Raw genomic sequence first — 13,846 nt, forward strand, 5'->3', positions numbered from 1 at the left:
AGGCTCGGTCAGCGGTGTCGGAGCAACCGTGCGGCGGCCGCGGCACCGCCACCGGCGGCTCCCAGCACGATGGCGGTACCGGCACCGTACTTCGCCGCCTTGCGTGCTGTCCGGAAGTCGTACATCTCCCATCCGCGGACCTTGGCGACGTCGCGCAGGTCGGTGTCGGGGTTGATGGCGACGGCCTTGCCCACCAGCGACAGCATCGGGACGTCGTTGTGTGAATCCGAGTAAGCGGTACAGCGTTTGAGGTTCAGGCCCTCGCGGATGGCCAGTGCGCGCACCGCGTGGGCCTTGCCGGGCCCGTGCAGGATGTCGCCGACGAGGCGTCCGGTGAACACGCCGTCGACGCTCTCGGCGACCGTGCCCAGCGCACCGGTGAGGCCGAGCCGGCCGGCGATGGTCTGCGCGAGCTCGACGGGTGTCGCGGTGACCAGCCACACCTGCTGGCCGGCGTCGAGATGGCGCTGTGCGAGAGCGCGTGTGCCGGGCCAGATCTTGTCGGCGATGTAGTCGTCGAAGATCTCCTCGCCGAGTTCGACGAGCTCGGAGGTCTGTCGGCCGGCGATGAACGACAGCGCCTTCTCCCGGCCCTCGGCGACGTCGCGGGCGTTCTCCTTGCCGGTGATCCGGAACTTCGCCTGGGTCCACGCGAATTCCATGATGTCGCTGTACGTGAAGTACTTCCGTGCGGCGAGACCGCGGGCGAAGTGCACGATCGACGCGCCTTGGACGAGGGTGTTGTCGACGTCGAAGAAGGCGGCCGCGGTCAGGTCCCGCGGGGTCTCGGTGGGCTCGACGTCGGACGGTTCGCGCAGCCGGAGCGAATCGACGGCGGCCTTCGCGCTCGCCTCGCCGGCGAGGGTCTGGCGGAGCTCGTGCGCGGTCTGGCGGAATCGGCCGGTGGCCGCGCTGGCACGCTGCGAGATCCACGTGGTGACCCGGTTGGACTCGTCGTCGGTGAGGTCGTGGAGTTCGGCGTCCTCGTCGAAGTCGTCGTCGAAATCGATGCGCGCGGCCTGCGACTCCCAGTCGTCACCGGTGTCGAGCGGGGTGGCGGCGAAGCTCTCGTCACCCGGGGCGTCCGGTCCGGTGGGGTCGTGCGCAGGACCATCTGGTGTGTTGTCGGGTTGCTCGTCTTCCGGGCTCGGGGTCTTGCCCACTGCCCACCTCCCACGCTTGGCGCCAGCACTGCCTGCGCGGACCAGCCTAGCCGGACCGCCCCTCGTCGCCGGTGGGTGACCGGGCCGCATCGTCGGCGATAGGCAGCGCTGGGAGAATGGTCGGCATGACCGTCGAACTGCTGACCCGTGAGGGATGCCAGATGTGTGCGACTGCTCGTCGCGATCTGACGCGGATCTGTGGCGAGCTCGGAGTGGAGTTCACCGAGGTCGACGTCGACCGCGCCGCGGCCGACGGCCGCCCCGAGATCCGTGCGGAATTCGGGGACCGGCTGCCGGTGGTGTTGCTCGACGGCGACGAGCACAGCTACTGGGAGGTCGACGAGCCCCGACTACGCGCCGACCTCACCCGTCAGGGCTGAACCGGCCGGTCCGGCGACGATCCGCCATCGCGTAGAAACGATGATGTCTAACACAGCCCGGCGAATCATGAGGGTCCATGTGAAGAGTTTCACAGGGGGTTGTATCCTCGATGGGTCGTGGTGTGTGAAGGGGAGTGGAGGTGAGCGTGGGCGCCGATCGTCAGAAGCCGGGCGACGCCGAGCCTCCCGCGTCCGCACTGCCACCGCCGGCCCCGGAGGTCGCAACGGACATTCCGGCGCCCACAGTGGCCCGGCTGGCCACCTATCTGCACGTCCTGCGCTCGTTCAGTCAGCGCGGCATCCTGGTGGCCTCCAGCGGGGAACTGGCCACCGCGGCCGGCGTGAACCCGGCCATCCTCCGCAAGGACCTCTCCTACGTCGCCGCGAACGGTGTGCGCGGCGTCGGATATGACGTCGGTCGTCTCACCGCACGGATCTCGATGACCTTGCACACGGACAGCATCCACACGGTCGCCCTCGCCGGTGCGGGGCAGCTCGGACGTGCCCTGCTCGCCCACACCGGCTTCGGTCGTGGGTTCCGCGTGGCGGCGATGTTCGACGCCGATCCGGCCCTCGCGGGCACATCGTTCGAGGTCGGCGGGCCGCGGATCGCCCCGCTCACCGAGATCGCGTCGGTCTGCGCCGAGGTCGAGCCCGCGGTGGAGATCGGTGTCGTGGCCACCGCCGACGAGGACGCCCGAAGTGCCTTCGATGCCTTCGTCGGCGCCGGGATCCGGCAGGTGCTCAACGTCACCCCGGTGGCCCTGACGACGGAGGCGGATGTCGTCGTCAGACAAGTTGATCTAGCCTTGGAACTACAGGTGTTGGCGTTCCAGGCATCCCGTGGCACGACACAGGCCCCACGGAACGACCTCAAGATCTCCTCACGCAGCGACGTCGGTGCGCCTCGCGAGGTGAAGGCGGCCGATGGGCGCCGCGGAAACGCAATGGGTGAAGAAACGGTGACAGCGTGAGTGTTCTGTTGTTCGGGGTGTCGCACCGCAGTGCGCCGGTCGAGGTGCTCGAGCGGTTGGCGGTCTCCGACCACGACCGTCCGAAGCTGGTCGACGAGCTGCTCTCGTCACGGGCGATCTCCGAGGCCATGGTCGTGTCGACGTGCAACCGCGTCGAGATCTACGCGGTCGTCGACGCGTTCCACCCGGCTCTCGAGGCGGTCGGCGAGGTCCTCGGCGACCACTCGGGCATGACCGTCAACGACATGACCCGGCACGCCTACGTGCGTTACTCCGAGGCCGCTGTCGAGCACCTCTTCACGGTGGCTGCGGGCCTGGACTCGCTCGTCGTCGGCGAGCAGCAGATCCTCGGCCAGATCCGCAACGCCTACCTGAGCGCGGACGCCAACGACTCGGCCGGACGTGTCCTGCACGAACTGGCCCAGCAGGCGCTGCGGGTGGGCAAGCGGGTGCACACCGAGACCGGCATCGACCGTGCCGGCGCGTCGGTGGTGTCGGTGGCCCTGCATCGCGCCAAGTCGCTGCTGACCGATCCCGCGACCGGGGCGCACCGCCTGCGCACCGCGGTGGTCGTCGGTGCGGGCGCCATGGGTGGTCTCGCGACCGCCCAGCTGGCCCGTGAGGGCGTCACCGAGATGTCCGTGGTGAACCGCACGGTCGAGAATGCGCGCCACCTGGCCGACAACATCGCCGCCAACCACGGCATCACCGTGCACGGCGTGGGCCTCGACCAGTTGCCGGCCGCCATGGCCGCCGCCGACGTCGTGGTGAGCTGTACCGGTTCGGTCGGCTCCGTGGTCAGTGTGGGTGCCGTGCATTCGGCTCTCGCCGAGCGAAACCTCCGCGGGGATACCACGCCGATGGTGATCTGCGACCTCGGGCTGCCACGCAACGTCGATCCGGCCGCGGCCCGCCTGCCCGGTGTGCACGTCGTCGACATCGAGGGTCTGCGCGGCGACTCGGAGACCCAGGCCGCCGAGAACGACACGCTCGCGGCCCGGTCGATCGTCGCCGCCGAGCTCGCCGACTACCTGACCCATCAGCGTCAGGCCGAGGTCACGCCGACCGTCGCAGCGCTCCGTCAGCGCGCCGCCGACGTCGTCGAGGCCGAGATCCTGCGTCTCGAGACCCGGCTCCCGAACCTCGAGAACAATCAGCGCGACGAGGTCGCCAAGACCGTCCGACGCGTCGTCGACAAGCTCCTGCACGCACCGACGGTGCGTGTGAAGCAGCTGGCGTCGACTCCCAACGGTGACCACTACGCGGAGGCGCTGCGCGAATTGTTCGAGCTCAAACCAGGTGCTGCAGAGTCGGTCTCGGCGCCCGATCGGCTGGGGACCACGGACTCGGCCGGCGAGCAGGGTGACCGATGAGCGAAACTCGAACCGCGCCGATCCGGGTCGGTACGCGGGGTTCCCTGCTGGCCACCACCCAGGCCCAGACCATCGCCGACGGGCTGACCGACGCCGGGCACCCGGCCGAGCTGGTGATCATCAAGACCGCCGGTGACGCGTCGGCCGCACCGGTCGCCGAGATCGGCGTCGGGGTCTTCACCACCGCCATCCGCGTCGCACTCCGCAACGACGAGGTCGACGTCGCGGTGCACTCCTACAAGGACCTCCCGACCGCTCCCGAGGACGACCTCACGATCGCGGCCGTCCCGACCCGCGTGGACCCGCGAGATGCGCTGGTCAGCCGGGACGGGCTGGTGCTCGGGGAGCTACCGCCGGGGTCGGTGGTCGGCACCTCGGCGCCCCGCCGGGCGGCACAGCTTAAAGCATTGGGTCTCGGTTTGGAAATCCGCCCCCTAAGAGGCAACCTAGATTCTCGGTTGGGCAAAGTCGCCAGCGGCGAACTCGACGCAGTCGTGGTCGCCCGCGCCGGCCTCGTGCGGATCGGACGGACCGAAGTGGTCTCCGAAGCGCTCGATCCGGTCGTCATGCTGCCGGCTCCGGCGCAGGGTGCTCTCGCTGTGGAGTGCCGCTCAGACGATGCCGAACTGGTGAGAATACTCGCCGAGTTGGACGACCCGTCCACCCGGGCGGCCATCGAGGCCGAACGGTCGGTGCTCGCGGCTCTCGAAGCCGGATGTACCGCACCGGTCGGAGCGATCGCCGAGGTGGTCGAGTCGATCGACGAGGACGGGCGCATCTTCGCCGAACTGTCGCTGCGTGCGGCGGTGGCGGCCGAGGACGGATCCGATGTGATCCGCGCTTCGGTGGTGGGCCCGGTCGATCGGGCCGTCCAACTGGGTAATGATCTCGCCGCCGAACTGCTGGAGCTGGGAGCGGGCGAACTCGTCAACTCTCCCTAGCAGAGAACGAACTGCAGCCCTCCACGCGAGGGCAGGAGAGTGCGAACCCATGAGCCGTACGAAGAAGGCAAATCCCGGACGGATCCTGTTCGTGGGGTCGGGTCCAGGTGATCCCGATCTGCTCACCGTGCGGGCGCGCACCGTGATCATCAATGCGACCACGGCCTACATCGATCCCGATGTGCCGGCTGCCGTGGTGTCGCTGATCGGCAGCGCACACCGCGAAGAACCCGCACCGAACACCCGCCGGTCGGCCAAGAAGGCAGACAAGGCGGACGAGAAAGCCGATACCGACGCCGCCGGCACCGCGTCGTCCGACGGCACCACCGCCGCGGCCGCACCCGAGGCCGGCCAGTCCGACGAGGAGTCGGTGGTTCGTCCGGCGCTGGGCGACCCGACCGAGGTCGCCAAGACCCTCGTGGCCGCCGCTCGCAACGGTGACGACGTGGTCCGCGTCGTCGCCGGCGATCCGCTGACCACCGATTCGGTGCTCGCCGAGGTCAACGCCGTGGCCCGGCACTCGGTCACCTTCGAGGTGCTGCCCGGCCTGCCCGCCGCCTCGGTCGTCCCGAGCTACGCCGGCATGCCGCTGGGTTCGACCCACACCGAGGCCGACGTGCGCGGCGAGGTCGACTGGGCCGCCCTGGCCGCCGCCCCGGGCCCGCTGGTCCTGCACGCCACCTCCGGCCACCTGGCCGAGACGGCGAGCGCGCTGACCGAGCACGGGATGGCGCCGCAGACCCCTGCGGCCATCACCATCAACGGCACCACCTGCGCTCAGCGCACCATCGAGGCCACCCTCGCCACCCTCAACGAGCAGGGCAACGCACTGACCGGACCGCTGGTCGTGACCGTCGGCAAGGTCGTCGGTTCGCGTGGCAAGCTCTCGTGGTGGGAGTCGCGTTCCCTCTACGGCTGGACCGTGTTGGTGCCGCGCACCAAGGATCAGGCCGGTGACATGAGCGACCGCCTCGTCAGCCACGGCGCCATGCCCAAGGAAGTGCCCACGATCGCAGTCGAGCCGCCGCGCAGTCCCGCGCAGATGGAGCGCGCGGTCAAGGGACTCGTCGACGGTCGCTACCAGTGGGTGGTGTTCACCTCCACCAACTCGGTCCGCGCCGTGTGGGAGAAGTTCGCCGAGTTCGGACTCGACGCCCGTGCGTTCTCCGGTGTGAAGATCGCCTGCGTCGGCGAGGCCACCGCGGACAAGGTGCGTTCCTTCGGTATCAACCCCGAACTCGTGCCGTCGGGTGAGCAGAGCTCGCTGGGCCTGCTCGAAGAGTTCCCGCCCTACGACGACGTGTTCGATCCGGTCAACCGAATCCTGTTGCCGCGCGCCGACATCGCCACCGAGACCCTCTCCGAGGGGCTGCGCGACCGCGGCTGGGAGATCGACGACGTGACCGCGTACCGCACCGTGCGCGCCGCACCGCCGCCCGCCGAGACCCGCGAGATGATCAAGACTGGCGGCTTCGACGCGGTCTGCTTCACCTCGAGCTCGACGGTCCGCAACCTCGTCGGCATCGCCGGAAAGCCGCACGCGCGCACCATCGTTGCGTGCATCGGCCCCAAGACCGCCGAGACCGCAACGGAATTCGGTCTGCGCGTGGACGTCCAGCCGGAGAACGCCTCGGTCCTCGAACTGGTCGACGCGCTCGCCGAGCACGCCGCCCGGCTCCGTGCCGAGGGCGCACTGCCCCCGCCGCGCAAGAAGTCCCGTCGATCGCGTTCGTGACCGCCCTGCTCCCTGAGGTGTGAGGAGCGATAGCCGCCGGGCTGAGTGAGCGACGAAGGAGTGAATCGAAGTCGACGAGCCTCGAAGGGCCCGGGAGACGAAGGAGACGACATGCCGCCCGTGATCCGTCCCCGCCGGTTGCGCACCACGCCGGCGATGCGTCGGCTGGTCGCCGAGACCACCCTCGCGCCAAGGCAACTCGTATTGCCGATGTTCGTCGCCGACGGCATCGACGAGCCGAAGCCGATCTCGTCGATGCCCGGCGTCGTGCAGCACACGTTGGACTCGCTGCGCGCCGCCGCGGCGGAGGCGGTCGAGGCCGGCGTCGGCGGTCTGATGCTGTTCGGCGTGCCCCGTCCGGAGGACAAGGACGCGGCCGGCTCGTGTGCCGACGCCGAGGACGGAGTCCTCAACCGGGCACTGCGCGCGCTGACCGACGACCTCGGTGACTCGACGGTCCTCATGGCCGACACCTGCCTCGACGAGTTCACCGACCACGGGCACTGCGGCGTGCTCGACGGCCGTGGACGCGTCGACAACGACGTGACCCTCGACCGCTACGTGTCGATGTCGCTGGCGCAGGCCCGCGCCGGGGCCCAGCTCCTCGGGCCGAGCGGGATGATGGACGGCCAGGTCGCCACCATCCGCGACGCACTCGACGCCGAGGGCTTCACCGACACCGGGATCCTGGCCTATTCCGCCAAGTACGCGTCGGCCTTCTACGGGCCGTTCCGGGAGGCGGTCGGCTCGTCGTTGCAGGGCGACCGACGCACCTATCAGCAGGACGCGGCCAATCGGATCGAGTCGCTGCGGGAGGTGCGCCTCGATCTCGAGGAGGGCGCCGACATGGTGATGGTCAAGCCCGCGATGAGCTATCTCGACATCGTGCTCGATGTCGCCGAGATGAGCGACGTCCCCGTCGCCGCCTATCAGATCAGCGGTGAGTACGCGATGATCACGGCCGCCGCGGAGCGGGGCTGGATCGACCGCGACGCCGCGATCCTGGAGTCGCTGACCTCGATCCGCCGTGCCGGAGCGTCGGTCATCCTGACCTACTGGGCCACCGAGGTCGCGAACCGGCTGTCCTGACCCTTCCGCACGGGACCTCGCCGGACGTGTGCGCGGGCCGGTGACGCGTCCCACTAGGCTGGTGCCATGTCCGCACCGTTCGACCCGATGCGCGCCTCGTCAGAGTCCGACGCGGAGCTGCGCCCGAGGATCCCGGATTCGATCTCGATCGCCGTCGAACTGTGGGCGGTGGTCGTCGTCGGACAGGTCGTCGCGCTGTTCGCGCAGACGGGCACCTTCGTCGACCTCGTCCGTGATCAGGTCCGCGACAACCCGCCGAACGGCGTCTCCGAGGACCAGCTGCAGTTCATGACGTCGTCGGGTTTCGTCATCGGGATCCTCGTCGCGATGTCGGTGTTCCTGACCGCGATCACCGCGCTGGTCGTGTGGTTCACGCGCAAGGGTTACAACTGGGCCCGCATCGTGCTGGGTGCGATGGGTGTCTACATCGTCGTCAACCTGGTCTTCTCCCTGTTCGGCGACACCGACCCGGCGTGGGCGATGGTGCCCCTGGTCATCAGCGGCGTCGCCGCACTCGGCGCGACCGTGCTGTTGATGCGCGCCGACTCCGAGAAGTACTGCCGGCGCATGGCGGAAGAGCGCAAGCCCCGGCCGGTGCCGCCGCCCGCACCGCCGTATCCGTACGGCCAGAACCCCTACGGCCAGAACCCGTACGGCCAGTACCCCTACGGCCAGAACCCGTACGGCCAGAACCCGTCACAGCCGGGGACGCAGCCCGGTGACACACCGTATGGTGACAGTTCACCCGAGGCCGCCGCCCGCGGCGGGTCATCCGAGGCCGGCGGCGCCGGAACACCCGACCTCCGCAAGCCCGAGAGCCCAAACCCCGAGAACACCGACTCCGACAGCGAAGGACCGAAGAAGCAGTGACAAGTCCCGACCCGGCGAAGCGTCCGAAACTCGTCGTCTGGGCCTACCGGTGCTGGGTGGTGTCGGGAGCGCTCCTGGCCCTTCTCGGTGTCCTCGTCGTGGTGCTGTCCGCGGTCGACGACTCCGGGTCGATGGCCTCGGCGATGCTCGGCATACTCGTCCTGCTCGTCGGTGTCGCCTACATCCTGCTCGGCAGCAAGGCGTTCACCGGTGATGCTCGGTGGCGGTCGTCCCTGTCGGCGCTGACGCTCGTCGTCGTTGCCATGCTGCTGTTCCTCAGCGTCGGCCTCGGATCGCCGGTGTTCGCCCTGGCACTGCTGGCCGCCATCATCGGTCTCTTCGGGTCGCTGCTGGCCTACCGGCCGGACTCGGAGACCTGGTACACGGGCAAGGCGCCCGAACCCAAGAAGCAGCGCACACAGCGCAAGAAGAAGCCGTGACCGACGAGGCGCCAGACCCGGTCGACGGAACCGAACCCGGCGAATCCGATCCGGGAACGGATCCGGGTGAGGTCCTGTTCTACGAACCCGGCGGGAGCAGGTGGGTGGTCCTCATCGGTCCCGCGCTCGTCCTCGCGGTCCTCGTCATGGAGATCGTCGGACCTGGACAGGTGCACTGGCCGGTCCTGATCATCTTCCTCGTGATCCTGTTCGGTTTCTCGCTCGTCCAGGTGACCGCGGCGCGACGACACGTCAGCGTCGAACTCACGGAGACGACGCTGCGTCAGGGCGCGGTGACGACCCCGCTCGCCGACATCGAGGAGATCTACCCGCCCAACAACTCGCCGACGCCCGAGGACTGGGAGAGTGCTCCGGCGCTCGGTGAACTCCACGGTGTGCCGCGACGCCGGAAAGGTGTGGGGGTGCGGCTGACCTCCGGGAAACTCGCGCAGGCCTGGGCCCGGGACGTCGAGGTGTTCCGCAGTGAACTCGCGCAGGCCCACGCCGCCGTGCGGATGGGGCTACCGCCCTCTGGCCGGAAAGCGGACGCCGGCGAGCCCGAGTCCGGAAGATCCGAGGAGAAGGATCAGGACACCACCGAGTGACGTCCCTTCCGGCTGTCGCGGTAGGCGCGTCGACGCAGGTCACCCAGCCATGACGGCGCGAACTCGACCCCGTCGGGACGGTGGAGGATCGGATCGAAGTCGATGTCGAGCCCGGTCAGCACGTGGTCGAGTTCGATCCGGGCCAGGGGAACGAATCGCCTGCACCCGGCTTCGAGGATGATCACGACCGGCCGCTTGGTGCGCAGGCACGCGGCGAGATTCTCGACATCCAGACCGGACGGCCCGGTCGGCTCGATGATGCGGGCACGAATCCAGTACAGCTCGCCGTCGTATCGGTAGGGCGTGAGGCTCGAGACGGCGGTCGGGGCCCAGTGCGTGGCCGGGAGCGGGACGGGGAGGCGGCCGGACAGCGGTGCCGGTCCGGCCAGCAACAGGTCCCATGCGCCGGACGCGGCGTGGCCGGTGCCCTTCGCCGGCGTCGGGGCGTCGGCCGGGACGTTCGTCGGGGCCGAGGCGGGGAACCGCACGGCCACGCCGACGATGTCGGGCAGGCCGCCCGGGGTGCCGATTCCCTTCGACAGACGGACCGTGACCGGCCCGGAGCGGAAGGGCAGCGGGTGGTCCCCGGAGACCGACGCCTGGCCCCCGCACAGCAGACCGTCGGGATGGAACACCCGCGCGTGCCGCAGCGCACCGAGCCAGCGGAACGGCGTCGTGATGAGGTCGGGCAGGTCGGTCATGGCACCTCCGTAGATCGGGCGACACCGCCGTCGGCACGGCAGGCCGCGAACGCTCGGGGAGTCCGCGGGCTGCCGCACCGGCGACGGGTCTCTATCCGGTCGGATCGGGATCGACGACGTCCTTGATCTTGCCCATGACACCCTTCTCAGTGCCGAACTTCGGCTTCTGCGGGGTCCCCATGGCGCCATCGTAGGTCGCATAGAGCTTCGGATCCGGCGGCGGGCCGGATTGGCGGTCGCCGAGGGGCTGCGGATCGGCGAGGAACTTGAACTCGTGCTTCCCGTCAGGGGTGGGACCGCTCGCCCAGCCGCCCTTGTCCGAGTCCGCACCGTCCGACTGATGCCACAGCGTGCTCGCGTGCTCGCTGAACTCCTCGTCGAACAGGTCGTCGGGGGCGATGGTGCCCTCGAGGCCGTCCGCCTTGAGTTCCTCGATGGCCTTCAGCCACAGGTTCTGGTGATAGGTGTCGCGGGCCAGGTTGAACCGCAGCATGTCCTTCACGCCCGGGTCGTCGGTCATGTGCCACAGTCGCGCGGTCTGGACGCGACCCTGCGCCTCGGCCGTGACGTTCGCGTGGAAGTCGGCGAGCAGGTTGCCGCTGTGCACGATGTAGCCCGCGTTCCACGGCACGCCGTTGCTGTCGGCGAGGCGCGGGCCGCCACCGGAGAAGACGGCCTGGGTGGGATCGCTGCCGCCGAGGACCGCGGCGACCACAGGATCGCCGAGGGCGTTGGCGGTGGAGTCGGTCACCGGAGCGCCCTCGAGGAGGCGGGCGACCATCGTGGCGATCATCTCCACGTGACCGATCTCCTCGGTCGCGATGTCCATGATCAGGTCTTTGTACTTGCCCTTCATGCGGCAGTTCCAGCCCTGCATGAGGTACTGCATCGTCACGGTCATCTCGCCGAAGGCGCCGCCGAGCAGCTCCTGCAGCTTGCGCGCGTAAACGGGGTCGGGCTTCTCGGGTTTGACGTCGAACTGCATGTAATCGGTGTGGCGGAACATGATTCCCCTGACAGTCGTGTTGGGTGGGCGGCGAGCCAGCGAGAGGCGTCGACGACGACGGGCTTTCTGCGGGCAGTGTTGATCGCAGTGGCCGCGCGAAGCAGCGAACCCCTGTCGGCGACGAGTGTGCTCTGTTCCCAGGACGATTCGCGTCCACGTCCTGGGCCGAGTCGACCCAGCGGCGCAGTGCGAGACCGTCCGGGTCACGTCGCGGCGGGTGTTTTCACAGCGGCGTCGGGAGCAGTGTGCCCGGGTTGTGACAATTCAAACCCGAACATCGAAGAAACCGCGCCCGGCCTGTGCGGGTACAGGCCGGACGCGGTGGGGTCGGATCGATGCAGGGTCGCGCAGGTGGTCGGGTCAGCCGTTCTCGAGCATCGGCGCACGCAGCAGTTCCTCGGGAACGCCGAACGCGTCGACCAGCGAACGTGCGTGCGGGCGCAGTTCCTGACACAGCTCGTTCACGCCGCGCCGGACCGCCTTGGCCCGCTCCACCGAGATGTGCCGGTGCATCATGAACCAGGCCAGGTCGGCTTCGAGCGCGGAGTACACGAACAGGTCGCACACCTTGCCCAACAGTTCTGCAGCAGAACGGGAATCACAGTTCTCGATCGCCTCGACGAACGCTTCGAGCACTACCCGCTCGATGTGCGCGTGCCCGACCTTCAGCAGGTGGTCCTGCGCGTTGTTGAAGACGTCGAAGGCGTCGTTCTCGTCGTCGAGCGCACGTCGCAACCGCTGTGCACACGTGCGCACCAGGTGGTCCTCGCGGTTGCGGAACAACCGGATCTGCGTGCTCCGGTCGGTGAGCGCCGACTTCTCGGTGTCCTCGTCGGAGCTGTCGAGCAGCGTCTGCACCACCTGGCGGACGGCGGTCTTCTCGGCGACCACGTCGCGCGCCATCCCGGCGATGAAACGGACCCATCCGCCCGCCGAAAGGCCCTGCACGTCATCGGAATACGACGACAGCAGTTCCTTGGCGATGAGCTGCATCATGATCGTGTTGTCACCCTCGAAGGTGGTGAACACGTCGATGTCGCCGCGGATGATCGAAAGCTGGTTCTCGTCCAGGTATCCTGCGCCGCCGCAGGCCTCGCGGCTGACGTTGATCGAATGTGAGGCGTGCCAGGTCGCGTAGGCCTTGAGGCCTGCGGCCTGTCCTTCCAACTGGCGTTGCCGGCCGGCGTCGGAATCGTCCGGCGCCACCGACTGGACCTCGTGCAGTTCGGCCACGATCTCGTTCTGGGTGAATGCGATGGCGTACGACTTCGCGATGAGCGGCAACAGCTTTCGCTGGTGGCCCAGGTAGTCCAGAACGGTGATCTCGTCGGTGGCGTCGGGCGCCTCGAACTGCTTGCGGATCAGGCCGTAACGGGTGGCGAGGGTCAATGCCTTGCGGCCCGCGGCACCCGCGGTTGCGGCCACGCTCACGCGCCCACGGATGAGGGTGCCGAGCATCGTGAAGAAGCGACGGTTGGTGTTATCGATCGGCGAGCTGTAGCTGCCGTCCTCGGCCACGTCGGCGTAGCGGTTGAGCAGGTTCTCCGCCGGGACCCGCACGTTGTCGAACATGATGCGGCCGTTGTCGACACCGTCGAGACCGCCCTTGTGGCCGCAGTCGCTGGTGGTGATGCCGGGCAGATCGTTGCCGTCCTCGTCGCGGATCGGCACGACGAAGCAGTGCACGCCCCGTCCCTCGGGCTCCTCGTCGGGACCGCCGGTGATCAACTGGGCGAAGACCGCGGCGAAGCGGGCGTGTTCGGCCGCCCCACCGATGTAGTCCTTGCGCGACGACGGGGTGGGGGAGTGGATGACGAATTCGCGGGTGTCGCGGTCGTAGGTGGCCGTGGTCTCGATGGCCTGCACGTTGGAGCCGTGACCGGTCTCGGTCATCGCGAAGCAGCCCAGGACGTCCATGTTGATGATGCCCGGGACGTACTTGTCGTGGTGGCGCTTGGTGCCCAGGTTCTCCACGGCACCGCCGAACAGCCCCCACTGCACGCCGGCCTTCACCATCAGCGACAGGTCGGCATATCCGAGCATCTCGATGGCGGTGATCGAGGCGCCGATGTCGCCGGTGCCGCCGTGGTCGGACGCGAAGCCGGCCGCAGCAAAGCCCTGCGACGCGAGTTCGCGCATCACCTCGAGGGTGTGGGCACGCGATTCGCCGAGGGTGCGGGAGGAGTCGGGCAGCAGATCGGCTCGGTTGGAGTTCTCGCGGACCGTTTCCCTGGTGGCACGCCAGCGTCCGTCGAGGACGAACCGGAGGTTGTCGACGAGCAACGCCCGTTCGTCGGCCGACAGTTCGTCGTCGGCGGAGACTTCGGCCGGGGCGACCGGATCATCGACGGTTGGTTCCTTGGCGATCGGAGTGGGTCGCGACGGGGTGAGACTCTCAGTGGGAGTTGCCATGGATCCACCGTACGTAGTGCGCAGGGCTCCGTCCCATATTTTGTGGTGCCCGCTACGGGCCCGGTGCGTGCACCAATCCGGTCACGGTGTCGGGCTCGAACCCCATCTTCGGAGGGTGCAGGCGTTTCGATGTGATCAGTACCCTAGATCGCCGTCG

The 13,846-nt window shown here is 68.8% G+C and carries 13 protein-coding genes; 9 read left to right on the plus strand and 4 right to left on the minus strand.

All coding sequences use genetic code 11. The annotated features are described in order from the left end of the window. Window positions 1–8: 8 nt before the first annotated feature. On the minus strand, window positions 9–1,163 hold the full coding sequence (locus NWF34_RS07395) for an HAD family phosphatase (RefSeq protein WP_258324554.1): 1,155 nt from the start codon (window positions 1,161–1,163) through the stop codon (window positions 9–11). A 125-nt stretch (window positions 1,164–1,288) separates the two neighbouring features. On the opposite strand from NWF34_RS07395, the gene NWF34_RS07400 reads away from it, so the two are divergent. From NWF34_RS07400 to NWF34_RS07440, 9 genes are all read left to right on the plus strand, one after another. Then, the gene (locus tag NWF34_RS07400) at window positions 1,289–1,543 is read left to right on the plus strand and encodes a glutaredoxin family protein (RefSeq protein ID WP_006437557.1); all 255 of its coding nucleotides are present in this window, start codon (window positions 1,289–1,291) and stop codon (window positions 1,541–1,543) included. 146 nt (window positions 1,544–1,689) lie between these two features. Next, window positions 1,690–2,517, plus strand: coding sequence for a redox-sensing transcriptional repressor Rex (locus tag NWF34_RS07405; protein ID WP_006437558.1), 828 nt, complete (start codon window positions 1,690–1,692; stop codon window positions 2,515–2,517). Beyond that, entirely contained in the window at window positions 2,514–3,890 is a 1,377-nt protein-coding gene (locus NWF34_RS07410) for a glutamyl-tRNA reductase (RefSeq protein ID WP_006437559.1), read from the plus strand. The genes NWF34_RS07405 and NWF34_RS07410 overlap by 4 nt, the downstream gene beginning before the upstream one ends. Next, window positions 3,887–4,831: a hydroxymethylbilane synthase gene (gene hemC, locus NWF34_RS07415; RefSeq protein WP_006437560.1), complete on the plus strand. Its 945-nt coding sequence runs from the start codon at window positions 3,887–3,889 to the stop codon at window positions 4,829–4,831. The genes NWF34_RS07410 and hemC overlap by 4 nt, the downstream gene beginning before the upstream one ends. A gap of 49 nt (window positions 4,832–4,880) precedes the next feature. Continuing rightward, window positions 4,881–6,566 (plus strand): bifunctional uroporphyrinogen-III C-methyltransferase/uroporphyrinogen-III synthase, encoded by a 1,686-nt coding sequence (locus NWF34_RS07420; protein WP_006437561.1) that lies wholly within the window; start codon window positions 4,881–4,883, stop codon window positions 6,564–6,566. A gap of 111 nt (window positions 6,567–6,677) precedes the next feature. Continuing rightward, complete coding sequence (gene hemB / locus NWF34_RS07425) at window positions 6,678–7,655, plus strand: porphobilinogen synthase (RefSeq protein ID WP_006437562.1); 978 nt, start codon at window positions 6,678–6,680, stop codon at window positions 7,653–7,655. Between the two features lie 66 nt (window positions 7,656–7,721). Then, window positions 7,722–8,525 carry a hypothetical protein gene (locus NWF34_RS07430; protein ID WP_024500049.1) on the plus strand — a complete coding sequence of 268 codons (804 nt, stop codon included), beginning with the start codon at window positions 7,722–7,724 and terminating at the stop codon, window positions 8,523–8,525. Then, the gene (locus NWF34_RS07435) at window positions 8,522–8,965 is read left to right on the plus strand and encodes a hypothetical protein (RefSeq protein WP_006437564.1); all 444 of its coding nucleotides are present in this window, start codon (window positions 8,522–8,524) and stop codon (window positions 8,963–8,965) included. The genes NWF34_RS07430 and NWF34_RS07435 overlap by 4 nt, the downstream gene beginning before the upstream one ends. Continuing rightward, entirely contained in the window at window positions 8,962–9,570 is a 609-nt protein-coding gene (locus tag NWF34_RS07440) for a hypothetical protein (RefSeq protein WP_024500048.1), read from the plus strand. The genes NWF34_RS07435 and NWF34_RS07440 overlap by 4 nt, the downstream gene beginning before the upstream one ends. On the opposite strand, the gene NWF34_RS07445 is transcribed toward NWF34_RS07440, so the two are convergent. The 3 genes from NWF34_RS07445 to NWF34_RS07455 all read right to left on the minus strand — a co-directional run bounded on the left by NWF34_RS07445 (window position 9,552) and on the right by NWF34_RS07455 (window position 13,689). Then, entirely contained in the window at window positions 9,552–10,271 is a 720-nt protein-coding gene (locus NWF34_RS07445; protein WP_006437566.1) for a hypothetical protein, read from the minus strand. The genes NWF34_RS07440 and NWF34_RS07445 overlap by 19 nt on opposite strands. A gap of 91 nt (window positions 10,272–10,362) precedes the next feature. Continuing rightward, window positions 10,363–11,277, minus strand: coding sequence for a manganese catalase family protein (locus NWF34_RS07450; RefSeq protein ID WP_258324555.1), 915 nt, complete (start codon window positions 11,275–11,277; stop codon window positions 10,363–10,365). A 360-nt stretch (window positions 11,278–11,637) separates the two neighbouring features. Further along, the gene (locus NWF34_RS07455; RefSeq protein WP_006437568.1) at window positions 11,638–13,689 is read right to left on the minus strand and encodes an acyl-CoA dehydrogenase; all 2,052 of its coding nucleotides are present in this window, start codon (window positions 13,687–13,689) and stop codon (window positions 11,638–11,640) included. Window positions 13,690–13,846 lie beyond the last annotated feature (157 nt).

The sequence above is a fragment of the Gordonia sp. GONU genome (assembly GCF_024733855.1).
Lineage (GTDB): Bacteria > Actinomycetota > Actinomycetes > Mycobacteriales > Mycobacteriaceae > Gordonia > Gordonia amicalis.